The 22,872-nt window shown below is 68.0% G+C and carries 20 protein-coding genes; 17 read left to right on the top strand and 3 right to left on the bottom strand.

Features of this window, described 5'->3' with window-relative positions:
• Positions 1–2 precede the first annotated feature (2 nt).
• The 9 genes from WIX39_RS18260 (at position 3) to WIX39_RS18220 (ending at position 9,708) form a co-directional block, all read left to right on the top strand.
• Positions 3–578: an RBBP9/YdeN family alpha/beta hydrolase gene (locus WIX39_RS18260; RefSeq protein WP_081269398.1), complete on the top strand. Its 576-nt coding sequence runs from the start codon at positions 3–5 to the stop codon at positions 576–578.
• Positions 575–1,591: a sulfate ABC transporter substrate-binding protein gene (locus WIX39_RS18255; RefSeq protein WP_285410659.1), complete on the top strand. Its 1,017-nt coding sequence runs from the start codon at positions 575–577 to the stop codon at positions 1,589–1,591. Before WIX39_RS18260 ends, WIX39_RS18255 begins: the two co-directional genes overlap by 4 nt.
• The gene (gene cysT, locus WIX39_RS18250) at positions 1,592–2,479 is read left to right on the top strand and encodes a sulfate ABC transporter permease subunit CysT (RefSeq protein WP_106934391.1); all 888 of its coding nucleotides are present in this window, start codon (positions 1,592–1,594) and stop codon (positions 2,477–2,479) included.
• A gap of 1 nt (position 2,480) precedes the next feature.
• Positions 2,481–3,383, top strand: coding sequence for a sulfate ABC transporter permease subunit CysW (cysW, locus tag WIX39_RS18245; RefSeq protein ID WP_106934392.1), 903 nt, complete (start codon positions 2,481–2,483; stop codon positions 3,381–3,383).
• A gap of 19 nt (positions 3,384–3,402) precedes the next feature.
• A complete protein-coding gene (locus WIX39_RS18240; RefSeq protein ID WP_106934393.1) occupies positions 3,403–4,500 on the top strand; it encodes a sulfate/molybdate ABC transporter ATP-binding protein in 1,098 nt (365 codons plus the stop codon).
• Positions 4,497–5,000, top strand: coding sequence for a disulfide bond formation protein B (locus tag WIX39_RS18235; RefSeq protein WP_106934394.1), 504 nt, complete (start codon positions 4,497–4,499; stop codon positions 4,998–5,000). The genes WIX39_RS18240 and WIX39_RS18235 overlap by 4 nt, the downstream gene beginning before the upstream one ends.
• Positions 5,001–5,157: 157 nt before the next feature.
• Positions 5,158–6,312 (top strand): macrolide transporter subunit MacA, encoded by a 1,155-nt coding sequence (macA, locus tag WIX39_RS18230; protein ID WP_106934395.1) that lies wholly within the window; start codon positions 5,158–5,160, stop codon positions 6,310–6,312.
• Positions 6,309–8,309: a macrolide ABC transporter ATP-binding protein/permease MacB gene (gene macB, locus WIX39_RS18225; protein ID WP_106934396.1), complete on the top strand. Its 2,001-nt coding sequence runs from the start codon at positions 6,309–6,311 to the stop codon at positions 8,307–8,309. The genes macA and macB overlap by 4 nt, the downstream gene beginning before the upstream one ends.
• A 25-nt stretch (positions 8,310–8,334) precedes the next feature.
• Positions 8,335–9,708, top strand: a complete 1,374-nt coding sequence (locus WIX39_RS18220) for an efflux transporter outer membrane subunit (protein ID WP_106934397.1) — start codon at positions 8,335–8,337, stop codon at positions 9,706–9,708.
• 9 nt (positions 9,709–9,717) lie between these two features.
• On the opposite strand, the gene WIX39_RS18215 is transcribed toward WIX39_RS18220, so the two are convergent.
• A complete protein-coding gene (locus WIX39_RS18215) occupies positions 9,718–10,410 on the bottom strand; it encodes a mobilization protein (protein ID WP_106934398.1) in 693 nt (230 codons plus the stop codon).
• An 84-nt stretch (positions 10,411–10,494) separates the two neighbouring features.
• Positions 10,495–11,253: a hypothetical protein gene (locus WIX39_RS18210; RefSeq protein WP_081269407.1), complete on the bottom strand. Its 759-nt coding sequence runs from the start codon at positions 11,251–11,253 to the stop codon at positions 10,495–10,497.
• 114 nt (positions 11,254–11,367) lie between these two features.
• Between WIX39_RS18210 and smc the strand changes: the two genes are divergently transcribed.
• From smc to def, 5 genes are all read left to right on the top strand, one after another.
• The gene (smc, locus tag WIX39_RS18205; protein WP_106934399.1) at positions 11,368–14,883 is read left to right on the top strand and encodes a chromosome segregation protein SMC; all 3,516 of its coding nucleotides are present in this window, start codon (positions 11,368–11,370) and stop codon (positions 14,881–14,883) included.
• Positions 14,884–14,899: 16 nt separating this feature from the next.
• Positions 14,900–16,003, top strand: a complete 1,104-nt coding sequence (locus WIX39_RS18200) for a cell division protein ZipA C-terminal FtsZ-binding domain-containing protein (protein ID WP_081269409.1) — start codon at positions 14,900–14,902, stop codon at positions 16,001–16,003.
• 22 nt (positions 16,004–16,025) lie between these two features.
• Positions 16,026–18,110 (top strand): NAD-dependent DNA ligase LigA, encoded by a 2,085-nt coding sequence (ligA, locus tag WIX39_RS18195; protein ID WP_106934400.1) that lies wholly within the window; start codon positions 16,026–16,028, stop codon positions 18,108–18,110.
• A 112-nt stretch (positions 18,111–18,222) separates the two neighbouring features.
• Complete coding sequence (locus WIX39_RS18190) at positions 18,223–18,639, top strand: hypothetical protein (RefSeq protein ID WP_409195544.1); 417 nt, start codon at positions 18,223–18,225, stop codon at positions 18,637–18,639.
• Positions 18,640–18,688: 49 nt separating this feature from the next.
• On the top strand, positions 18,689–19,228 hold the full coding sequence (gene def, locus WIX39_RS18185; protein ID WP_106934402.1) for a peptide deformylase: 540 nt from the start codon (positions 18,689–18,691) through the stop codon (positions 19,226–19,228).
• A 3-nt stretch (positions 19,229–19,231) separates the two neighbouring features.
• Here def and WIX39_RS18180 read toward each other — a convergent pair whose 3' ends face one another.
• On the bottom strand, positions 19,232–19,627 hold the full coding sequence (locus tag WIX39_RS18180; protein ID WP_081269413.1) for a DoxX family protein: 396 nt from the start codon (positions 19,625–19,627) through the stop codon (positions 19,232–19,234).
• A gap of 150 nt (positions 19,628–19,777) precedes the next feature.
• On the opposite strand from WIX39_RS18180, the gene WIX39_RS18175 reads away from it, so the two are divergent.
• Genes WIX39_RS18175 through WIX39_RS18165 form a run of 3 tightly spaced genes read left to right on the top strand, consistent with a single transcriptional unit; the run spans position 19,778 to position 22,859 of the window.
• Positions 19,778–20,812 (top strand): amino acid ABC transporter substrate-binding protein, encoded by a 1,035-nt coding sequence (locus WIX39_RS18175; protein ID WP_409195543.1) that lies wholly within the window; start codon positions 19,778–19,780, stop codon positions 20,810–20,812.
• The gene (locus tag WIX39_RS18170) at positions 20,809–21,807 is read left to right on the top strand and encodes an amino acid ABC transporter permease (protein WP_106934403.1); all 999 of its coding nucleotides are present in this window, start codon (positions 20,809–20,811) and stop codon (positions 21,805–21,807) included. Before WIX39_RS18175 ends, WIX39_RS18170 begins: the two co-directional genes overlap by 4 nt.
• A complete protein-coding gene (locus WIX39_RS18165; protein WP_409195542.1) occupies positions 21,804–22,859 on the top strand; it encodes an amino acid ABC transporter permease in 1,056 nt (351 codons plus the stop codon). The genes WIX39_RS18170 and WIX39_RS18165 overlap by 4 nt, the downstream gene beginning before the upstream one ends.
• Positions 22,860–22,872 lie beyond the last annotated feature (13 nt).

The raw sequence follows: 22,872 nt of genomic DNA, 5'->3' as shown, positions 1-22,872 counted from the left end.
TCATGCAGACTCGTGTCGTCATCGTGCCCGGTTGGCGCGACTCCGGGCCCGGCCACTGGCAGAGCCTGTGGGAAGAGCGCATTCCGGGCGCGGCGCGGGTGGTGCAGGACGACTGGGCCTCGCCCAAGCGCGACGCCTGGGTGCCGGCGCTCGCCAAGCTGGTGCTGGAGCAGCCCGGCCCGGTGGTGATCGCCGCGCACAGCCTGGGCTGCATCGCCACGGCCCACCTGCCGCCAGAGGCCGCGGCCCGCATCCAGGGTGCGTTGCTGGTGGCTCCGGCCGACCCCGAGCGCCGGGCGGTGCTGTCCGACTTTGCCCCCGTGCCGTATGCGGCGCTGCCGTACCGCAGCATCGTGGTGGCCAGCAGCAATGACCCTTTTTGCCCGATTCGCCTGGCTGGTGCATATTCGCGCGCCTGGGGAAGCGAGTTTGTCCGCATGCAGAATGCGGGCCACATCAACATCGACTCGGGACACGGGGACTGGCCGCTGGGCCTCGCCTTGCTCCAGTCCTTGACCGACGAGCCCGCCGCCTGGTCGGCGGGCCGTGAATTTTCAGAAACTTTGGCAACCACATGACTTCCAGAATAAAGACCTTCGTCGCCGTGCTCGCGCTGGCGTCCTCCGCACTCGCCGGCAGCAGCGCCTTCGCACAGGGCACGTCGCTGCTGAACGCCTCGTACGACGTGGCCCGCGAGTTCTACAAGGACTACAACGCGGCCTTCGTGGCGCACTACAAGAAGGCGACCGGCAAGGACGTCAAGATCGACCAGTCGCACGGCGGCTCCAGCGCGCAGGCCCGCGCGGTGGCCGACGGCCTCGATGCCGACGTGGTGACCATGAACACCTCGACCGACATCGACTTCCTGGCCAACGCCGGCGTGGTCGCCAAGGACTGGAACAAGAAATTCCCCGAGAACGCATCGCCGACCACGTCGACCATGCTGTTCCTGGTGCGCAACGGCAATCCCAAGGGCATCAAGGACTGGGACGACCTGGTCAAGCCGGGCGTGCAGGTGGTGATCGTCAACCCCAAGACCGGCGGCAACGGCCGCTACGCCTACCTGGCGGCCTGGGGCTACATCAAGAAGAAGGGCGGTACCGACGCCCAGGCCGCCGAGTTCGTCGGCAAGCTGTTCAAGAACGTGCCGGTGCTGGCGCGCGGCGGCCGCGACGCCACCACCGCCTTCCTGCAACGCAACATCGGCGACGCGCTGATCACCTTCGAATCGGAAGTGGTGTCGATCGACCGTGAATTCGGCACCGGCAAGGTCGATTCGGTCTACCCGTCGATCAGCATCGTGGCCGAGAACCCGGTGGCCGTGGTCGAGCGCACCGTCAACAAGAAGGGCACCGGCGAACTCGCCAAGGCCTACCTCGACTGGCTCTACTCCGAAGAAGCACAGGAAATCGCCGCCAAGCATGCGCTGCGTCCGCGCTCGCAGACCGTGCTCAAGAAGTACGCCTCGACCTTCAAGCCGCTGCAGCTGTTCACGGTGCAGGAACTGTTCGGCAGCCTCGGCGAAGCGCAGAAGGTGCACTTCAACGACGGCGGCCAGTTCGACAAGCTCTACACCCCTGGCGCGAAGTAAATGAGCGGCGCTGTTCCTTCGGCGCTCCCGTCCGCGGGAGCGCCTTTTTCGCGTGCCAACCGGGCAGGGGGCGCCAAGCGCGTGCTGCCGGGTTTCCACATCACGCTCGGCTTCTCGATTCTCTATCTGAGCCTGATCGTGCTGATCCCGCTGTCGGCGCTGGTCTTCAAGACCTTCACGCTGACCTGGGACCAGTTCTGGGTGGCCGTGACCGCGCCGCGCGTGATGGCGTCGTACCGGCTGACCTTCGGCGCCTCGCTGTTCGCCGCCATCGTGAATGCGGTGTTCGGCCTGCTGGTGGCCTGGGTGCTGGTGCGCTACAAGTTCCCGGGCAAGCGCATCGTCGATGCGCTGGTCGACCTGCCGTTCGCATTGCCGACGGCGGTGGCCGGCATTTCGCTGACCGCGCTGCTCGCGGGCAACGGCTGGATCGGGCAACTGCTGGAGCCGCACGGCATCAAGCTGGCGTTCACGCCCGCGGGCATCGTGATCGCGCTGATCTTCATCGGGCTGCCCTTCGTGGTGCGCACGGTGCAGCCGGTGCTCGAAGACGCCGAGAAAGAACTCGAAGAAGCCGCCACCTCGCTCGGCGCGACGCGGCTGCAGACCTTCACCAAGGTGATCTTCCCGTCGATCGCGCCGGCGCTGCTCACGGGCTTTGCAATGGCCTTCGCACGCGCCATCGGCGAGTACGGCTCGGTGATCTTCATCGCTGGCAACATGCCGATGATCTCGGAGATCACGCCGCTCATCATCATCGGCAAGCTGGAGCAGTACGACTACGCGGGTGCCACGGCGGTCGCGCTGGTGATGCTCGTCATTTCCTTCGTGCTGCTGCTGGTCATCAATGGCCTGCAGGCCTGGCAGCGTCGCAGGGCGGGAGCCTGACATGAGCGCACCTTCCAAAGTCATCCGCCGCGCGCAGGCCGGCACCACCGAATCCGCCTGGGTGCGCTGGACGCTGATCGGCATCGCGCTCGGCTTCATGTTCCTGTTCCTCGTGCTGCCGCTGGCCGCCGTGGCGACCGAGGCCCTGCGCAAGGGCGTCAATGCCTACCTCGATGCGCTGAAGGAGCCCGACGCCTGGAGCGCGATCCGCCTCACGCTGATCACGGCCGCCATCGCGGTGCCGATGAACCTCGTGTTCGGCGTGGCCGCCGCCTGGGCCGTGGCCAAGTTCGAGTTTTGGGGCAAGGCCTTTCTCACCACGCTGATCGACCTGCCGTTCGCGGTGTCGCCGGTGGTGGCGGGCCTGATCTACGTGCTGGTGTTCGGTGCCCAGGGCTGGCTCGGCCCGTGGCTCGCCGAGCACGACATCAAGATCATCTTCGCCGTGCCCGGCATCGTGCTGGCCACCGTGTTCGTGACCTTCCCGTTCATCGCGCGCGAGCTCATTCCGCTGATGCAGGCGCAGGGCACCGACGAGGAGCAGGCCGCTATCGTGCTGGGCGCGACCGGCTGGCAGACCTTCTGGCGCGTGACGCTGCCCAACATCAAGTGGGGCCTGCTGTACGGCGTGATTCTCTGCAACGCGCGCGCCATGGGCGAGTTCGGCGCGGTGTCGGTGGTGTCGGGCCACATCCGCGGCCAGACCAACACCATGCCGCTGCACGTGGAGGTGCTCTACAACGAATACCAGTCGGTGGCCGCGTTCGCCGTGGCCTCGCTGCTGGCCATCCTGGCGCTGGTCACGCTGGTGATCAAGTCGGTCATCGAATGGCGCCACGAGCGCGAGATGAAAGCCATTGCCGAGCTGCCGCCGGAACGGCCCCCTGAAACCACGGCGGCCTGAGCCTGAGAGAGAAGAAATCATGAGCATCGAAATCCGCAACATCAGCAAGCAGTTCGGCGACTTCCGCGCGCTGCGCGACGTGAACCTCGACGTCGAATCGGGCGAACTCGTCGCGCTGCTCGGCCCCTCCGGCTGCGGCAAGACCACGCTGCTGCGCATCATCGCGGGGCTGGAGACGGCCGACACCGGCAGCATCCTTTTCTCGGGCGAAGACACCACCGACGTGCACGTGCGCGAGCGCCAGGTGGGCTTCGTGTTCCAGCATTACGCGCTGTTCCGCCACATGACCGTGTTCGAGAACGTGGCCTTCGGCCTGCGCGTGAAGCCGCGCAAGGAGCGCCCGAGCGACGCGCAGATCAAGGCCAAGGTGACCGACCTGCTCAAGCTGGTGCAGCTCGACTGGCTGGCCGACCGCTATCCGTCGCAGCTCTCGGGCGGCCAGCGCCAGCGCATTGCGCTGGCCCGCGCGCTGGCCGTGGAGCCCAAGGTGCTGCTGCTCGACGAGCCCTTCGGCGCGCTCGACGCCAAGGTGCGCAAGGAACTGCGCCGCTGGCTGCGCCGGCTGCACGACGAGCTGCACGTCACCTCGATCTTCGTCACGCACGACCAGGAAGAAGCGCTCGAAGTGGCCGACCGCGTGGTGGTCATCAACAAGGGGCAGATCGAGCAGGTCGGCTCGCCGCAGGAAGTGTGGGACCAGCCGGCCAGCCCCTTCGTCTACGGCTTCCTGGGCGACGTGAACCTGTTCCACGGCCGCGCCGACAACGGCGCGGTGCAGATCGACGGCATGCGCCTGGACTCGCCCGAGCACAGCGGCGCGCGCGATGCCAAGGCCCGTGCCTACGTGCGCCCGCATGACATCGACGTGACGCGCTACGTGCCCGGCGCCTCCGGCATCGTCGCCACGCTGGCGCGCGCCATCGTCGTCGGCCCCATCGCGCGGCTGGAACTTGAGCCCACCGAATCGAATCCTGATAATCCGGGCTCCGGAACCATCATCGAGGCGCAACTCCCTGCGCAACAGTTCCGTGACCTGGGCTTGAAGGAAGGCGACACCGTCGTCGCCAACCCGCGCAAGGCCAGGGTGTTCGTAGAAGAAGATTGGGTATCTCCTTGATCGATTGGTACTTCGGCGCGCCGCGCCGCGCGTATGGGCTGATCTGCCTGGCCTGCGTTCTCATGCTGGCCTTCGGGCTCTATCTGCAGCACGTGGTGGGGCTGGAGCCTTGTCCCATGTGCATCGTGCAGCGGTATGCGCTGGTGCTGGTGGCGCTGTTCACCGGCCTGGCCGGGGTGTTCCGAAACGTCGGCCTGCGCTTCACGGGTGGGCTGCTTGCGCTGGTGGCTGCAATCGGCGGCGCCTACACGGCGGCCTCGCAAAGCTGGCTGCAGTGGTATCCGCCCGAAGTCGTGTCCTGCGGGCGCGACCTCTACGGAATGATCGAGACCTTCCCGCTGAAGCGCGCGCTGCCGATGATCTTCCGCGGCGGCGGCGACTGCTCCAAGATCGACTGGACGCTGTTCGGCCTGACGCTGGCGAACTGGTCGTTCATTGCCTTCACGGTTCTTTCGCTGCTGCTGATCGTGCTGCTGGTGCGTTCGCGCCGCGCACGCTGAGATCCATCGCATCGGGCGCAATGCCCCGATGCGGCCCCGGTTTTAGGGGGCCTTCAGAAACCGCAGCTAGGATGCAGCAGCAGCCTCCCCGTGCGTCCATCACGCGGCCATCCGGGCCCGCGCGGGCCGGGGGAGCGTTTCACTTCATCCTCGTTGCATGCAAAAAAATCCCAAGCGGCGCTCGCGCAAGCTCGTCTACGGCATCGTGGCCCTTGCGGTCCTTGGCCTGCTGTCTCTGTTCTGGCTCAGCCCCTCCAAGAAGCCCGAGTACCTCACCGCCGCGGTGCAGCGCACCGACCTCGAGAACGCGGTGCTCGCCACCGGCGTGCTGCAGGCGCTGAAGCAGGTGGAAGTGGGGGCGCAGGTCAGCGGCCAGCTCAAGTCGCTGAAGGTGGTGCTGGGGCAGACCGTGAAGAAGGGCGACTGGCTCGCCGAGATCGACCCCGTCATCTCGCAGAACACGCTGGCGCAGGAGCAGGCCAAGCTCGACAACCTGCAGGCGCAGAAGCTCGCGAAGGAAGTGCGCATCAGGCAGGCCCAGCTCAGCTGGGCGCGCCAGCAGGAAATGCTCGCCCAGGACGCCGCCGCCAGGCAGGACATGGAAAGCGCCGACGCCGAGCTGCGCGCGCTGCGTGCCGACGGCGTATCGCTCGACGCGCAGATCCGCCAGCAGCGGCTGGCGCTGGCCTCGGCGCAGACCAACCTTTCGTACACGCGCATCGTCGCGCCCATCGACGGCGACGTGGTGTCCATCAGCACGCTCGAAGGCCAGACCGTGGTGGCCTCGTTCCAGGTGCCCACGCTGATGAAGCTGGCCGACCTGTCGACCATGACCGTGAAGGCCCAGGTGTCCGAAGCCGACGTGGTGCGCGTCAAGGCGGGCCAGCCGGTGTACTTCACCATCCTCGGCGACCCCGACAAGCGCTACTACGGCACGCTGCGCGCGGTGCAGCCGTCGCCCGAGAAGATCAACAACGCGGTGTTCTTCAACGCGCTGTTCGACGTGCCCAACCCCGACCGCACGCTGCGCGTCGACATGACGGCGCAGGTCGCGATCATGCTGGGCGAGGCCAAGCAGGCGCTGGTGGTGCCGCTGACGGCGCTCGGCGCGCGCGACAAGGACGGCCGCCAGGAAGTGCGCGTGCTGAAGCCCGACCAGAGCGTTGAAAAGCGCATGGTGCGCGTGGGCATCAGCAACAACTTCCAGGCGCAGGTGCTCGAAGGCCTGAACGAGGGCGACAACGTCATCACCGGCGACGCGTCGGCCGTGGCAGACAAGCCCGACGGCGGCCCCCGGGGCAAGTCTCAATGACGCAGCAGGCCGAACGGCCGCTGCTGAGCCTGCGCGGCATCGGGCGCAGCTTTCCCTCGGGCGAGCAGGAAGTGCAGGTGCTGAAGGACGTGAACCTCGACATCGGCAGCGGGGAAATGCTGGCCATCGTCGGCGCCTCGGGCTCGGGCAAGTCGACGCTGATGAACATCCTGGGCTGCCTCGACCGGCCGAGCGCGGGCACCTACATGGTGTCGGGCAAGGACGTGGGCACGCTCGACAGCGACGCGCTGGCCGAGCTGCGGCGCGAGCATTTCGGCTTCATCTTCCAGCGCTACCACCTGATGCAGCACCTGACGGCCGCCGGCAACGTCGAGGTACCCGCGGTGTACGCCGGCACCGACGGCGAGGCGCGCGACGCCCGCGCGCGCCAGCTGCTGGCGCGGCTGGGCCTGGGCGACCGCACCGAGCACCGGCCGAGCCAGCTCTCGGGCGGGCAGCAGCAGCGCGTGAGCATCGCGCGCGCGCTCATGAACGGCGGGCAGGTGATCCTGGCCGACGAGCCGACCGGCGCGCTCGACAGCAAGAGCGGCCAGGAGGTGATCGCCATCCTGCGCGAGCTGCATGCGCAGGGCCACACCGTCATCATCGTGACGCACGACATGCAGGTGGCGAGCTGCACGGAACGCATCATCGAGATCGCCGACGGCGTGATCGTGCGCGACCGGCCGAACGTGCCCACCGCCGCGGCGCCCGCGCAGCCGGCGCAGGCCGATGCCTCCGCGGCACCAGCTGGCGCGATGACCCGGCCCAGGCTGGGCATCGCGCGCTTCAGCACCGGCTGGGCGCGATTCGCCGAAGCCTTCCGCATGGCCTGGCGCTCGATGATGGCGCACCGCATGCGCACGGCGCTGACCATGCTGGGCATCATCATCGGCATCACTTCGGTGGTGTCGATCGTGGCCATCGGGGAGGGCGCCAAGCGCTTCGTGCTGTCGGACATCAGGGCCATCGGCACCAACACGCTCGACGTGTACCCGGGGCACGATTTCGGCGACGACAAGGCCTCGAGCATCCGCACGCTGACGCCGTCCGACCTCGACGCGCTGGCGGCGCAGCCCTATGTGCACAGCGTGACGCCTTCCACCTCGCGAAGCCTGCGGCTGCGCTACCGCAGCGTGGACATCAACGGCATGGTGAACGGCGTGAGCGACAGCTTCTTCCGGGTGCGCGACATCCAGATGGCGAGCGGCGCGGCCTTCACGGCCAGCGACGTGCGGCACCAGTCGCAGGTGGCGGTGATCGACCAGAACACGCGGCGCAAGCTGTTTCCCGAGGGCACCGATCCGCTGGGCAAGATCATCCTGGTGGGCAACCTGCCGTGCACGGTGATCGGCGTGTCGCAGGAGAAGAAGAACATGTTCGGCGAGAACAAGTCGCTCAACATCTGGCTGCCCTACAGCACGGGCGCGAGCCGGATCTTCGGGCAGCAGCACTTCGACAGCATCACCGTGCGCATCCGCGACGACCAGCCGACCAAGGCGGCGGAGGACAGCGTGGTCAAGCTGCTCACCATGCGCCACGGCAGCAAGGATTTCTTCACCTTCAACATGGACAGCATCGTGAAGACGGCGGAGCGCACGAGCCAGTCGCTCACGCTGCTGCTGTCGCTCATTGCGGTGATCTCTTTGGTGGTGGGCGGCATCGGCGTGATGAACATCATGCTGGTGTCGGTGACCGAGCGCACCCGCGAGATCGGCATCCGCATGGCCGTGGGCGCGCGCCAGAGCGACGTGCTGCAGCAGTTCCTGACCGAGGCGGTGCTGGTGTGCCTGGTGGGCGGGCTGATCGGCGTGACGCTGTCGTACGGCATCAGCTTTCTGTTTTCGCTCTTCGTCAAGCAATGGCAAATGATCTTTTCGATGGGGGCCGTGGTGTCGGCGTTTCTTTGCGCTTCGCTGATCGGCGTGCTGTTCGGCTACCTGCCGGCGCGCAACGCCGCGCGGCTGGACCCGATCGAGGCGTTGGCTCGTGAGTAGCGCGCGTTCTTTTCATCGGTGCGCCGTGGTTGCGGCCGCCGCATTGGCGCTCGGCGGGTGCACGCTGTTCCAGCCGGTGGCGCGCGAGCAGCAGCCGTTGAGCGTGCCTTCGGCGTGGCGGCAGCAGGCGGCGTCGGCCGATGCATCGAATGCCGCCGCGATGCCGTCCGAGCGATGGTGGACGGCCTTCCGCGATCCGCAGCTGGACGCTCTGATCGACCACGCACTGCTCACCAACAACGACCTGGCGGCCGCGGGCATCCGCGTGCAGCGTGCGCAGTTGCAGGCCGGCCTTGCCAACACCAACCTCACGCCGAGCGTGGCGGGCCAGCTCAACACGAGTCGCGGCCATGACCTCCAGCGCGGCGGCGGAGCGGGCTCGACCTCCAGTTCGCTGGTCACGCTGAGCTACGAGCTCGACCTGTGGGGGCGCCTCGCGGCATTGCGCAGCGCCGCCGACTGGGAGTTGAAGGCCACCGTGGCCGACCGCCGGGCCGCCGCGCTCGCGCTGGTCGGCACGACGGCGGGCCTCTACTGGCAGACCGGCTACCTGAACCAGCGCATTGCACTGAGCGAAGCGGGCATCGAGGACGGCCGGCGCATCCTGGCGCTGGTGCGCACCAAGTACGCGGCCGGCGCGGTGTCGGGGCTGGACGTGGCGCAGGCCGGCCAGAACCTGGCGACGCAGGAGGCGGCGCATACGCAACTGCTGCAGCAGCGCGTGGAGGCGCGCAATGCCCTCGCGATCCTGTTCGACCTGCCGCCGGAGCCGCTGGCGGGCGAGCCCGCGCGGCTGCCGGATGCCGACGTGCCCGTCGTCGATGCCGGCGTGCCCGCCAGCCTGCTGGGCCGCCGGCCCGATCTGCAGGCGGCGGAACTGCGCTTGCGTGGCGCGCTGGCGAATGTCGACGCCACGCGCACCGGCTTCTATCCCACGCTGAGCCTGACGGGCTCGCTCGGCACTTCGAGCACGGCGCTGGGCGATCTGCTGAGGAACCCTGTGGCCACCCTGGGCGCCGGGCTGGCGCTGCCGTTCCTGCAATGGAACACCGCGCGGCTGACGGTCGGCGTGTCGCAGACGCAGTATGAAGAAGCGGTGGTGGGGTTCAGGCAGTCGCTCTACACGGCGCTGTCCGAGGTCGAGAACGCGCTGTCGTCGCGAACGCAGCTGCGCGAGGAGCGCATCAAGCTGGTGCTGGCGCTGCAGGAGGCGCAGCGGGCGGAGAGACTGTCCGAGGTGCGTTACAGGGCCGGAGCGACCGCGCTGCAGCCGGTTCTGGATGCCAAGGACCGGCGCCGCAGCGCCGAGGTATCGCTCGCGCTGAACCGCCTGAACCAGTTCAACGCGACGATGACGCTCTACAAGGCCCTGGGTGGGGGCGCGGCGGTCGCGCCGTAGCGCGCAGGCTCAGAGCGGCAGCGTGTCGAAGGCCGCGTAGGCGGTGGCCAGCCACGACTTCACGCGTTGCCGCTCCAGCAGTCCCAGCGCATGCGGCCCTTCGCGGTCGTTCACGGCCTTCCAGAAGCTCGTGTTCTGTGCATCGATCTTGCGCATGCTCGCCTCGTGCAGGCGGGGCAGCGCGATCACGCGCGCGCCGTTGGCCGTGGCCTTGGAGAGCGACTGCGAGGCCAGCAGCATCCCGAAGTCGCTGCCGCGCCCGTAGTTCTGCACCACGATGTAGTTGGGGCGGTTGCCGAAGGTGTCGATCAGGCTGCCGAGCAGGTCGGTCGAATCCTTGCCGTCGTCCAGCACGTGCCAGAAATTGACCGTGACGCCGATCTCGGCGAACACGTCGAACAGGTCCGACTCCTTGATCCAGCGCGACAGCGGCGCCAGCGTCTGCGCGGCGAGGTCGACGATCACGCTTTGCTGCGGGTTGGTCTCGAAGCCGTTCACCACGGTATCCAGGCCCTCGAAGCTGTCGACCACCACCGGCGATGCGAAGCCTTCGTAGAAGCGGGTGAACGAGCTGTGCGAGCGGTCGGTGTCGAAGCCGGTGAAGGGGCGGCTGTGGTCGATGAAGTACTGGGCCAGCACGCGTGCCGTGACCGACTTGCCGACACCGCCTTTTTCGCCGCCGATGAAATTGATGGAGCTCATGTACTGCTGCTGCCTCTGAAGGGTTGAGGGGGTAAGGGCGATTTCATTCTAGGGGCGCCGCCTTGCGGCTCCGCGTCTGACGGCCTACTTGGGCACGAGCGTGAAGAAGGGCATGACCACGCCCATGATCCAGTTCTGGCCGAAGTCGAGCGCGGCGCGGCGGTATTTCTCGTCGGCCTGCGCGGCCAGCAGGTCGAGCCGGGCCACCACCTTCGACAGCTCGCGGTCGGCCACGAGGTTGCGGCCGCGGTCGCTGATCTCGGTGGCCAGCAGCAGCGGCTGGCCGTCGGGCCCGGTCTTGGAGGAGATCAGCCAGAGCGAGATCTCGAAGTTGCGCGCGGCCCGGAAGCTGTTTTCGGCGTTCACGCCGTCGATCATGGTCTGGTCCCAGGTGTCGCCGTTGGCCTGCTTGAGCATGGTTGCCCAGCCGAACACCAGTGCCGCCACGCGGTCGCCCTGGTAGCCCTGCGGCCCGGTGTCGAAGGCCATGCGGATCGCGTCGATGCCGGTGGCGCCCTTCAGTTCGGGCAGGGGCGGGCCCTTGAGCACGGCATCCCAGGCGCGCTGGGTGGCTTCCTCCATGCTGGGCGCCGACTTGCGCCATTCGCGCGGGTTGCGCTTGTAGAGGGTGGACTGCACGCGCCTTACCGACTGGAGGTTGTCGCGCAGCGACAGGTTGGCAATGCGGTTGGCGCCGGACTGCATCCATTCCTGGCTGGCGTAGGGTTCGGCGCGCTCGGTGGATCGGACCGACGCGCAGCCCGCCACGCCGAACAGGACGGCCGCGCCCGCCAGCAGGCAGGCGCCGCGCGCCGCGAGGGTTGAAACCGGGGAATCGCTCATGCCCTGACGTTATCATCCACGGCTGGGGCGGCGGCCTGCTGCAAGCTGCAGGCCCGTGCAATTTTCCTTACAAATCAATACCTTGGCGCTATAACCAAGGCAGGCCGACAAGTCGTGCGTCTTAATTCCATCAAGCTCTCGGGCTTCAAGTCGTTCGCCGAACCCACCAACTTCCTGCTGCCGGGCCAACTGGTCGGCGTGGTCGGGCCCAACGGGTGCGGCAAGTCGAACATCATGGATGCGGTGCGCTGGGTGCTCGGCGAGTCGCGTGCGTCGGAGTTGCGCGGCGAGTCGATGCAGGACGTGATCTTCAACGGCACGACCACCCGCAAGCAGGCCAGCCGTTCGAGCGTGGAGCTGGTGTTCGACAACGCCGACCACCGCGCCGGCGGCCAATGGAACCAGTTCGGCGAAATCGCGGTGCGCCGCGTGCTCACGCGCGACGGCACCAGCAGCTACTACATCAACAACCAGCCGGTGCGACGCCGCGACGTGCAGGACGTGTTCCTGGGCACCGGCCTGGGCCCGCGCGCCTACGCCATCATCGGCCAGGGCACGATCAGCCGGATCATCGAATCCAAGCCCGAGGAACTGCGCCTGTTCCTCGAAGAGGCCGCCGGCGTCTCCAAGTACAAGGAGCGCCGCCGCGAGACCGAGAACCGCCTGGGCGACACGCGCGAAAACCTCACGCGCGTGGAAGACATCCTGCGCGAACTCAACGCCAACCTCGAGAAGCTCGAGAAGCAGGCCGAGGTGGCCGCGCGCTACAACATGCTGCAGGGCGACGCCACGAAGAAGCAGCACCAGCTGTGGTTCCTCAAGCGCAGCGAAAGCAACGCCGACCAGGCCAGGATCAAGGCCGATTCCGAGAAGGCGATCAACGACCTCGAGTCGCGCACCGCCGACCTGCGCCGCATCGAGTCCGAGCTGGAGACCGTGCGCCAGGCGCACTACGGCGCCGGCGACCTGGTCAACCAGGCCCAGGGCAAGCTCTACGAGGCCAGCGCCGAAGTCGGCCGGCTCGAAGGCGAGATCCGCTTCGTGGTCGAAGGACGCCAGCGCGTCGAGCAGCGCCTGGTGCAGCTGCGCGAGCAGATGGGCCAGTGGGGCCGCCGCCGCGAAGAGGCCGAGGCCGAGATCGAAACGCTGGCCGGCGCGGGTGTCGATGCGGAGGAGCAGGCCATCCTGCTCGCCGCCCAGCTCGAAGAACACGACGCGCGCATGCCCGAGCTCGAAGAAGCCGTGCAGCGCGCGCAAGACCAGGCCAACGCCCAGCGCACGACCGTCTCTCAGGTGCAGCAGCAGATCCAGGTGCTGGCCGCCGACCAGCGCAACATCGAAGAGCAGAGCCGCCAGCTCACGCAGCGCAGCGAACGCCTTCGCGCAGACCAGAACGCGCTGGCCGCGCCCGACGAGGCCCGGCTGCTCGACATGCAGGAGCAGCATGCCGCCGCGCAGGAAGCCGCGAGCGAGGCCGACGCGCGCCTGCAGGAACTGCAGGAATCGGTGCCGCAGCTCGACGACGACCGCCGTGCCAGGCAGCAGGCGGTCAATACGGAGGGCGCCCGCCATGCCGAGTTCTCGGCCCGCCTCGATGCGCTGCGCGCGCTGCAGGAGAAGGTCAAGACCGACGGCAAGCTCGCGCCCTGGCTCGCCAAGCACGGCCTCGACGGGCTGCAAGGCCTGTGGAGCCGCATCCACATCGAACAGGGCTGGGAAAGCGCGCTCGAAGCCGCGCTGCGCGAGCGCCTGGGTGCGCTCGAAGTCAGCCGCCTGGACATGGTGCGCGCTTTCGGCAACGACGCGCCGCCCGCCAAGCTCGCTTTCTACAGCCCGCCGGCCGCGGGCGTGCCGGAAGCCGCTGCCGCGCTGCCTCGCCTTTCGAGCCTGCTGCGCCTGAACGACGCCGGCCAGCAGGCCCTGCTGACCGACTGGCTGCACGGCTGCTACACCGCCGAGAGCTTCGAGGAAGCGCTGGCCCAGCGCGCGACGCTGCAGGCCGGCGAAGTGATCTACGTGAAGAGCGGCCACGCCGTGTCTTCGCACAGCGTCAATTTCTACGCGCCCGATTCCGAGCAGGCCGGCCTGCTGGCCCGCCAGCAGGAAATGGAAAACCTGGAGCGCCAGCTGCGTGCCCAGACGCTCATCAACGAAGAAGCGCGCACCGCGCTGGTCCGCGCCGAAGCGGCCTATGCCGACGCCGCGCAGCGCCTCGTGACCGCGCGGCGCGAAGCTGCCGAGACCCAGTCGCGCGCGCACGAACTGCAGGTCGAGACCCTGCGCATGACGCAGCTGGCCGAGCAGACCCGCGCCCGCAGCCAGCAGCTGGCCGCCGACCTCGGCGAAGTCGATGCGCAGCTCGAGGAACTACAGGAACGCCGCATCGCCGCCGAAGGGCGCTTCGAAGAGCTCGACATGCAGCTGGCCGACAGCCAGGAGCGCCACGCCGAGCTGGACGAACGCGTGATCGAGGCCGGCCGTGCGCTGAACGCCAGCCGCGAACAGCACCGCAGCCTCGAGCGACAGGCGCAGGAGGCCACCTTCTCGCAACGCACGCTCGAGGCACGCCGGGCCGAACTCAACCGCTCCATCGAAACCGCGGCGCAGCAGGTCGTGTCGTTGACCGACGAGGACGAGCGCGCTCGCGCCGAACTGAGCCGCCTGTCCGACGCCGCCGCGCAGGCCGGTCTGCAGGACGCGCTGTCGCTCAAGCTCGAACGCGAAGCGGCCCTGGGCTCGGCGCGCAGCCAGTACGACGACCTCACGCTCAAGCTGCGCGCCAGCGACGAGCGCCGCCTGCAGCTCGAGCGAGAACTCGAGCCGCTGCGCCAGCGCATCACCGAATTCCAGCTCAAGGAACAGGCCGCGCGCCTGGGCGTCGAGCAATACCAGCAACTGCTGGACGATGCCGGCGCCGACCTCGAAGCCATCGAGCAGTCGATCGAGACCGACAAGGTCAAGCTCACCGGCCTGCAGAGCGAAATCGACCGCCTCAACCGCGAAGTGGTCGCGCTCGGCGCCGTGAACCTGGCCGCGCTCGACGAACTGGCTGTCGCCAGCGAGCGCAAGACTTTCCTCGACGCCCAGTCGACCGACCTGAACGAGGCCATCGGCACGCTCGAAGACGCCATCCGCAAGATCGACGCCGAAACGCGCGACCTGCTCGGCGGCACTTTCAAGATCGTCAACGAGCACTTCAGCCGCATGTTCCCCGAGCTGTTCGGCGGCGGCAACGCCAAGCTCATGATGACCGGCGACGAGATCCTCGACTCGGGCGTGCAGGTGATGGCGCAGCCTCCCGGCAAGAAGAACCAGACCATCCACCTGCTCTCGGGCGGCGAGAAGGCGCTCACGGCCATCGCGCTGGTGTTCGCCATCTTCCAGCTGAACCCGGCGCCTTTCTGCCTGCTGGACGAAGTGGACGCGCCGCTGGACGACGCCAACACCGAGCGCTATGCAAAACTCGTCTCCGCCATGAGCCGTGAAACCCAGTTCCTGTTCATCAGCCACAACAAGATCGCCATGGAAATGGCCGAGCAGCTGATCGGCGTGACGATGCAGGAGCAGGGCGTGTCGCGCATCGTGGCGGTCGACATGGAGGCCGCCGCCTCCATGGTGGCGGCAGGCTGAGCCGGGCGGCACACCGATGAGCAGCCTCACTCTCGCCCTGACCATCCTCGGCGGCCTCGTCCTCGCGGCCGTCGTTGCCTACAACACGCTGATGTCGCGCCGCAACGCGCCGCGCCAGCCCGACGCGGTCGACGTCGCGTTGGCCGACGCCGAGCGCGCGATGTCCGGCTCGGCCGACGGCCTGGAGCCGACGCTGCACGTCGACCCCAACCAGGTGCCGGGCAGCGACCGCCACGAACCCCTGTTCGACCCCGACCTTCCGGCGCCCAGCGGCGTGCCCGTGCCGACCGGCGAGCGCCGCGGCGGGCTCGACCCGCTGATCGACGTGATCGCGCCGATCTCGCTCGACGGCCTGGCTTCCGGCGATGCCGCCATTGCCGCCATGCCGCCCACGCGGCGCGCGGGCAGCAAGCCGGTGGCCATCGAGGGGCTCAACGAACTCAGCGGCCAGTGGGAGCCACCGGTGCCGGGGCAGCGCTACAGCGCGTTCCAGGTCGGGGTGCAACTGGCCAACCGCACGGGTGCGCTCAACGAGATCGAATACTCCGAATTCGTGGTCAAGGCGCAGGCCTTTGCCGATGCAGTCAACGGATCGCCCGAGTTTCCCGAGATGCTCGACGAAGTGGCGCGCGCCCGCGAACTCGACCAGTTCGCCAGCGCGCACGACGCGCAACTGGGCTTCGTGCTGCGCGCGCTGCACGCCGCCTGGAGCCCCGGCTACGTGCAGCAGAACGCGGCGCGGCTGGGCTTCGTGCCCGGCATCATTCCGGGGCGCATGGTTCTGCCGACCAGTGAAGTGGGGCTGCCGCCGATCCTCGGGCTGGCCTTCGACACGCAGGCCGCGCTGGCCGACGACCCGGCCCAGTCGGCCATTCGCGAACTGAGCCTGAGCCTGGACGTGCCGCAGGTCGATCGCGCCGAAGAGCCATTCCGCCGCATGCGCGAAGCCGCCGCCACGCTCGCGCGCGAGATGGACGGCGTGGTGACCGACAGCGACGGCCAGCTGCTGCGCGACGAGACGATGGACGTGATCGGCAACGACCTCGAGCAGCTCTACGACACGCTCGACGGGCGCGACCTCGCGGCGGGATCGCCGCTGGCGCGCCGCCTCTTCAGCTAATTCGGACTTTCCGGAGACACCCATGACATCGCGCGACGAAGCGGCACGCGAAGCCGCCGCACTGAGCGAACAGCTCCACCGGCACGCCCACCTCTACTACGTGCTCGACGCGCCCGAACTGCCGGACGCCGAGTACGACAAGCTGTTCCAGCGCCTGCAGGCCATCGAAGCCGAGTACCCTGACCTGCGCACGGCCGACTCGCCCACGCAGCGCGTGGGCGGCAAGGTGCTCGACGGCTTCACCAAGGTTCGCCACAAGGTGCCGATGCTGTCGATCCGCACAGAGACCGACATCACCCCCGCGGGCGCCAGCGCCTTCGATGCGCGCGTGCGCAAGGAACTCGGCCTGGCCGAGGACGGGCCCCAGGTGGCGTACGTGTGCGAACTGAAGTTCGACGGCCTGGCCATGAACCTGCGCTACGAGAACGGCGTGCTGGTGCAGGCCGCCACGCGCGGCGACGGCGAGGTCGGCGAAGACGTGACGCAGAACATCCGCACGGTGCGCGAGATTCCGCTGCGCCTCGAGGGCAAGGCGCCGCCGGTGGTCGAGGTGCGCGGCGAGGTCTACATGAAGCGCGCCGATTTCGACGCGCTCAACGAGCGCCAGCGCGAGAAGATCGCGGCAGGGCAGAAAAACGAGAAGGTCTTCGTCAACCCGCGCAACGCGGCTGCCGGCGCGGTGCGCCAGCTCGACCCGTCCATTGCCGCGGCGAGGCCCCTGAGCTTCTTTGCCTACGGGCTGGGCGAGGTCACGCCGGCGAGCGAAGGCGGACCCGATTGCCCGACCCAGTTCGACTGGCTGGCGCAGTTCAGGGCCTGGGGCTTCCCGGTCGCCCGGCAGACGGCGCGGGCCACGGGCGCCATCGAACTGATCGCCTTCCACGAGAACATCGGCCGCCAGCGTGACGCCTTGCCCTACGACATCGACGGCGTGGTCTACAAGGTCGACAGCATCGAGCTGCAGCGCCAGCTGGGCTTCGTCACGCGCGAGCCGCGCTGGGCCGTGGCCCACAAGTACCCCGCGCAGGAGCAGTTGACCGAGGTGCTCGGCATCGAGATCCAGGTCGGGCGCACCGGCAAGCTGACGCCGGTGGCCAAGCTGGCGCCGGTGTTCGTCGGCGGCGTGACAGTGACCAACGCCACGCTGCACAACGAGGACGAGGCCCGCCGCAAGGACGTGCGGGTGGGCGACACCGTCATCGTGCGCCGCGCCGGCGACGTGATTCCCGAGGTGGTCGGCGTGGTGCCCGAGAGCCTCGCCAAGCCCGACGATCAGCGCGGCCCGCTGTTCACCATGCCGCACAAGTGCCCGGTGTGCGGTTCGGAGGCGGTGCGCGAGGAAGGCGAGGTCGATTACCGCTGCACCGGCGGCCTGTTCTGCGCGGCGCAGCGCAAGGAGGCCATCCTGCATTTCGCGGCGCGGCGCGCGGTCGACATCGACGGGCTCGGCGACAAGCTGGTGGAGCAACTGGTCGACGCGAACCTGATCCGCACCTTGCCCGACCTCTACAAGCTCGGCTTCACCACGCTGGCCGGGCTGGACCGCATGGCCGAGAAGTCGGCCAAGAACCTGGTCGATGCGCTGGAGGCATCGAAGAAGACCACGCTGCCGCGCTTCCTGTTCGGCCTGGGCATCCGCCATGTGGGCGAGAGCACGGCCAAGGACCTGGCCAAGCACTTCGGCAAGCTCGACGGCATCATGGACGCGACCGAGGAGCAACTGCTCGAGGTGAACGACGTGGGCCCGGTGGTCGCCCAGAGCCTGCGCACCTTCTTCGACCAGCCTCACAACCGCGAGGTGGTCGAGCAACTGCGAGCCTGCGGCCTGACGTGGGACGAGGGCGAGCCCGCGGCCCGCGCGCCCAAGCCGTTGGCGGGCCTGACCTTCGTCATCACCGGTACCCTTCCTACGCTGAGCCGGGACGACGCGAAGGATAAATTGGAAGCAGCCGGTGCAAAGGTGGCCGGCTCCGTCAGCAAGAAGACCCACTACCTGGTTGCGGGCGAAGAAGCGGGCAGCAAGCTCGACAAGGCACGGGAGATCGGGGTCGAGGTGATCGACGAGGCGCGCATGCTGGAAATCCTGGCCCGCGGCGCTGCGGATTGAGACCCGGCTTCAGGTTCTCCTTACCGGTCGTTACCCGACTTCATCGGAGCGCAGTCAACAGGGGCTACAACCTGGCGTTGAAAGAAAACTGAAAGGCCACAAGGAGTCCCTCATGCAAAAAATTCGTGTTCTTGGTGCCTGCATTGCGCTTGGCGGCGTTGCGCTGCTGACCGGCTGTGTCGGCGTGCCGGGCGATCCCTACTACGGGGGCGGCTATTCGTCGGGGTATTCGTCGGGGCCTTACTACAGCGAGCCCGCGCCTGTGGTCGTGGCGCCGGCACCTGTCTACATCAACGGTGGCGGCTACTACGAAAGCCGCCGGCCGTACTACCGCGACCGTCCGTACTACAACCGGCCTGCCTATCCTGCGGTGCGTCCGGGTTATCCCGGAGGCGGGCGACCGCCGCCGGTCTGGGGTGGCGGGCGTCCGGGCGTGGCGCCGCCTGCAGTGGCTCCCTCGGCTCCCGGGCGAAACCCCAATGCGCGTCTCTGGACTTCACCGGACCAGAAGGGCACCACGCCTCCTTGATTGATCCCGTGGCGCGCGAAGGTCGCGGGGCTGTCGCGATAATCCCGCCATGGCCATCCGCGAAATCCTGAAAATGGGCGACCCCCGGCTGCTGCGCATCGCGCAGCCGGTCGCCGCCTTCGATACCGACGAACTGCACCTGCTGGTGCGCGACATGTTCGAGACCATGCATGCCGTCAACGGCGCGGGTCTCGCGGCGCCGCAGATCGGCGTCGACCAGCAGCTCGTGATCTTCGGTACCGATGTGGTCAACCCCCGCTATCCCGACGCGCCTCCGGTGCCCCGCACGGTGCTTCTGAACCCCGTCATCACGCCCCTGAACGACGAGGAAGAAGAGGGCTGGGAAGGTTGTCTCTCGGTGCCGGGCCTGCGCGGCGTGGTGCCGCGCTTCGCCAATATCCGCTACACCGGGTTCGATCCGTATGGAGACCCGATCGATCGCGTTGCCACCGGTTTCCACGCGCGCGTGGTCCAGCACGAAGTCGACCACCTGCTGGGCAAGCTGTACCCGATGCGGGTGCGCGATTTCTCGCGCTTCGGCTACACCGAGGTCCTGTTTCCAGGCCTCGATGCCAATGACGACGATTGAAGCCTAGTTGTACTTGCTGCTCAGGGCGAAACGGCCGCCGCCCATGAAGGCGACGGCGAGTGCTGCAAACAGGAACATGCCCTGCAGTTCCAGCGCCCAGCCGCCTTGCTTGCCGAGTGAGGTCAGGTCCTTCATGTGGACCAGCGCAAAGGCCACCAGCATGTTGATGGCCACGATCCAGGCGGCAGGGCGCGTGTACAGGCCGATGATCAGCAGCACCGGCGCCACCACTTCACCGATGTAGACCAGGTAGGCCAGCGCGCCGGGAAGCCCGTGCTGGGCCAGCATGCCCGAGATGAAGCCGACGCCGCCCTGCAGCTTGGCAATGCCGTGCAGCAGGATCAGGACGCCAAGCGAAACGCGCAGGATGAACTTGCCGGTATCGTCGGATTTGACCATTTGAGTAGGTTCCAGATGAAGTGATTCGAGGGCCGTATGGTAGTGAACCTGCGTCGCTTCCGGACACATATGGATCCAACCCGGAGTTCTTTGGCAGAGTCCGGCGACGCCCCGTACACTGCCTTTTGCTTACTGTTGAGGAGAACACCAATGAACAATCGATTCCGCCCGGCGCTGCTTGCCGCCACCTCCGTCATCGCTTTCGCGGCCGCCGCCCCGGCCTTCGCAGGCAAGACGCTCGACGCGGTCAAGCAGCGCGGCACCGTCAAGTGCGGCGTGACCAACGGCGTGGCCGGCTTTTCGGCACCGGACACGCAGGGCAACTGGTCGGGCCTGGACGTGGACACCTGCCGCGCCATCGCCGCGGCCGTGCTCGGCGACGGCAAGAAGGTCGACTTCGTGCCGCTCAATTCGCAGCAGCGCTTCTCGGCCCTGCAGGCCGGCGAGATCGACATCCTCGCGCGCAACACGACCTGGACGCTCACGCGCGACGCCTCGCTGGGCTTCAACTTCACCACCATCACCTACTACGACGGCCAGGGCTTCCTGGTGCCGAAGAAGCTCAAGGTGACGAGCGCCAAGCAGCTCAAGAACGCAACCATCTGCACCCAGTCGGGCACCACCAACGAGAAGAACGTGTCGGACTACTTCCGCGCGCAGGGCATCCCGGTCAAGACGGTGGTGTTCGAGAGCTTCGAGGCCTCGTTCAAGGCCTTCTTCTCCGGCCGCTGCCAGGCCTTCACGACCGACGCCTCGGCGCTGGCCGGACTGCGCAACAAGGAAGCGCCAAACCCCGACGACTACATCATCCTGCCCGAGCTGATCTCCAAGGAACCGCTGGCGCCGCTGGTGCGCCGCGGCGACGACGAGTGGTTCGCCATCGCCAAGTGGGTGCCCAACGCGCTCATCGAAGCCGAGGAGGCCGGTGTCACCCAGGCCAATGCCGACGAGCTCAAGGCCAACAGCAAGGACCCGGCGCAGCAGCGCCTGGTCGGCACCGGTGAAGACCTCGGCAAGCTGCTGGGCCTGGACAAGGACTGGTCGTTCCGCGCCATCAAGGCCGTGGGCAATTACGGCGAGATGTTCGAGCGCAACGTCGGGCCGAAGTCGGTGCTGAAGCTGCCGCGCGGCTCCAACAACCTCTGGAGCAAGGGCGGCCTGATCTACGCACCTCCGGTTCGATGAAGGGCGGGACGTCGCGCCGCGGCGTCTGGCTGGCCTGGGCGGTGCAGGCTGCGCTGGTGCTGGCCGTGGCGGCCGGTGCCGTCTGGGTGGTGCACCACGCGCTCGAGGTGCTCCGCGCGCGCGGCGTTCGTTCGGGCTTCGACTTCCTGACCGAGCCCGCGGGCTTTTCCATCAGCGAGGGCTGGCTCCACTTCGACGCGAGCCAGCCGTTCTGGCGCGCCTTTCTCGCGGGGCTGATCAACACGGTGCGCGCGGCAGTGCCGGCGGCCATCTTTTCGGTGGTGCTCGGCACGCTGATCGGCATCGGCCGGCTCGCGCCGCATGTGCTGCTGCGCGGCATCTGCACCGCGTACGTGGAGCTGCTGCGCAACGTGCCGCTGCTGGTGCAGCTGCTGATGCTGGCCTTCGCAATGGCGAACCTGCTGCCCGACCCGACCGAGCCAGTGCATCTGCTGCCCGGCGTGTGGCTCAGCAAGGGCGGGCTCAGCGTGCCCTGGCCCGTGGCGGCCGAAGGCGGCTGGTGGCCGACGCATTTCGAATGGCCGGAGCGCGGCGACTTCGGCGTGAGCGGCGGTGCCGCGCTGAGCCCGGAATACGTGACCATCGTCGCCGGGCTGACCTTCTATTCGGCCGCCTTCGTGGCGGAAATCGTGCGTGCCGGCATCCTCTCGGTTCCGCAGGGGCAGGTGTTGGCGGGGCAGGCGCTGGGCCTGTCTTCCGGGCAGCAACTGCGCATCGTGATCCTGCCGCAGGCGCTGCGGGTGATCGTGCCTTCGCTGACCAACCAGTTGCTGAGCCTGACCAAGAACTCGTCGCTCGCGGTGGCCGTGGGTTATCCGGAGCTGGTGTCGGTGGCCAACACCACCATCGGCTCGAACGGCCGGGCCTTCGAGTGCATCGCGATCATCATGGCGGTCTACCTGCTGCTGTCGCTGCTGATTTCCTTCGGCATGAACCGCTACAACGCGCGCGTCGCATTGCGAGGCTGGCGATGAGGAACGCCGCGCAGGGGCCCATCGCGTGGCGCAGCGAACTCTGGGGTTCGCCGCTGCGTGCGCTGGCGACGGTGCTGCTGCTCGCGCTGCTGGGGTGGGGCGGCTTCCATGTCGTCGAATGGGGCATCGTGCATGCGGTGTTCCGGCCCGACGCCGAAGCCTGCCGCGCCGTGCAGCATGGCGCCTGCTGGGGCGTGGTGGCCGAGAAGTGGCGGCCGATGCTGTTCGGGCGCTTTACGTATGAAGAGCAATGGCGCCCGGCGATCGCGGTGGTCGTGCTGTCGGCGGTGACCGTGCTCAGTGCCTGGCCGCGCAGCTGGCGCTGGTGGCTGGCGCCGCTGTGGCTGGTCGCGCTGCTGCTCTTCGTGCTGCTCATGCGGGGCGGCGTGCTGGGGCTCAGCGGCGTACCGACCAGCCGCTGGGGCGGGCTGCCGCTGACCATCGGGCTGGCGGTGGTCGGGCTGGCGCTGGCATTTCCGCTTGCGCTGCTGCTGGCGTTGGGTCGCCGTTCGGGCTGGCCGGTGGTGCGCACGCTGAGCGCGAGCTACATCGAACTGGTGCGCGGCGTGCCGCTGATCTCGGTGCTGTTCATGGCGTCGTTCCTGCTGCCGCTGTTGTGGCCGGCCGGCTGGCAGCCCGAAGTGCTGGTGCGCGTGCTCGCGGGCCTTACGCTGTTCGTTGCGGCGTATCTGGCCGAGATCATCCGTGGCGGCCTGCAGGCGGTGCCGCGCGGGCAGACCGAAGTGGCGATGGCGCTGGGCTTCGGGCGCTGGCCGGTGCAGCGCGACATCGTGCTGCCGCAGGCGCTGCGGCTGGTGGTGCCGGCGCTGACCAACAGCGTGGTCGGCACACTGAAAGACACCTCGCTGGTCACCGTGGTCGGGCTGTTCGAGCTGACCGGCGCGCTGGGCCTGGCGCTGGGCGGCGACCCGACCTGGCGGCCTTTCTACCTCGAGGGCTACCTGTTCATTGCAGCCGTGTACTGGGTGCTGTGTTTCGGGCTCTCGCGCTACAGCGTGTGGCTCGAAAAGCGCCTGTCGGCCGCTTCCTGAGCCGGGCGCCGTC

Source organism: Variovorax sp. AB1(2024) (assembly GCF_037482385.2).
Taxonomy (GTDB): Bacteria; Pseudomonadota; Gammaproteobacteria; order Burkholderiales; family Burkholderiaceae_C; genus Variovorax.
The sequence above is the reverse complement of the archived record's forward strand: the minus strand, read 5'-3'. Positions and strand labels throughout refer to the sequence as shown.

Coding starts and splice junctions, on each gene's coding strand:
- WIX39_RS18260 (WP_081269398.1), top strand. CDS start 3: ATGCAGACTCGTGTCGTCATCGTGCCCGGTTGGCGCGACTCCGGGCCC.
- WIX39_RS18255 (WP_285410659.1), top strand. CDS start 575: ATGACTTCCAGAATAAAGACCTTCGTCGCCGTGCTCGCGCTGGCGTCC.
- cysT (WP_106934391.1), top strand. CDS start 1,592: ATGAGCGGCGCTGTTCCTTCGGCGCTCCCGTCCGCGGGAGCGCCTTTT.
- cysW (WP_106934392.1), top strand. CDS start 2,481: ATGAGCGCACCTTCCAAAGTCATCCGCCGCGCGCAGGCCGGCACCACC.
- WIX39_RS18240 (WP_106934393.1), top strand. CDS start 3,403: ATGAGCATCGAAATCCGCAACATCAGCAAGCAGTTCGGCGACTTCCGC.
- macA (WP_106934395.1), top strand. CDS start 5,158: ATGCAAAAAAATCCCAAGCGGCGCTCGCGCAAGCTCGTCTACGGCATC.
- macB (WP_106934396.1), top strand. CDS start 6,309: ATGACGCAGCAGGCCGAACGGCCGCTGCTGAGCCTGCGCGGCATCGGG.
- WIX39_RS18215 (WP_106934398.1), bottom strand. CDS start 10,410: ATGAGCTCCATCAATTTCATCGGCGGCGAAAAAGGCGGTGTCGGCAAG.
- WIX39_RS18210 (WP_081269407.1), bottom strand. CDS start 11,253: ATGAGCGATTCCCCGGTTTCAACCCTCGCGGCGCGCGGCGCCTGCCTG.
- WIX39_RS18200 (WP_081269409.1), top strand. CDS start 14,900: ATGAGCAGCCTCACTCTCGCCCTGACCATCCTCGGCGGCCTCGTCCTC.
- ligA (WP_106934400.1), top strand. CDS start 16,026: ATGACATCGCGCGACGAAGCGGCACGCGAAGCCGCCGCACTGAGCGAA.
- WIX39_RS18190 (WP_409195544.1), top strand. CDS start 18,223: ATGCAAAAAATTCGTGTTCTTGGTGCCTGCATTGCGCTTGGCGGCGTT.
- def (WP_106934402.1), top strand. CDS start 18,689: ATGGCCATCCGCGAAATCCTGAAAATGGGCGACCCCCGGCTGCTGCGC.
- WIX39_RS18180 (WP_081269413.1), bottom strand. CDS start 19,627: ATGGTCAAATCCGACGATACCGGCAAGTTCATCCTGCGCGTTTCGCTT.
- WIX39_RS18175 (WP_409195543.1), top strand. CDS start 19,778: ATGAACAATCGATTCCGCCCGGCGCTGCTTGCCGCCACCTCCGTCATC.
- WIX39_RS18170 (WP_106934403.1), top strand. CDS start 20,809: ATGAAGGGCGGGACGTCGCGCCGCGGCGTCTGGCTGGCCTGGGCGGTG.
- WIX39_RS18165 (WP_409195542.1), top strand. CDS start 21,804: ATGAGGAACGCCGCGCAGGGGCCCATCGCGTGGCGCAGCGAACTCTGG.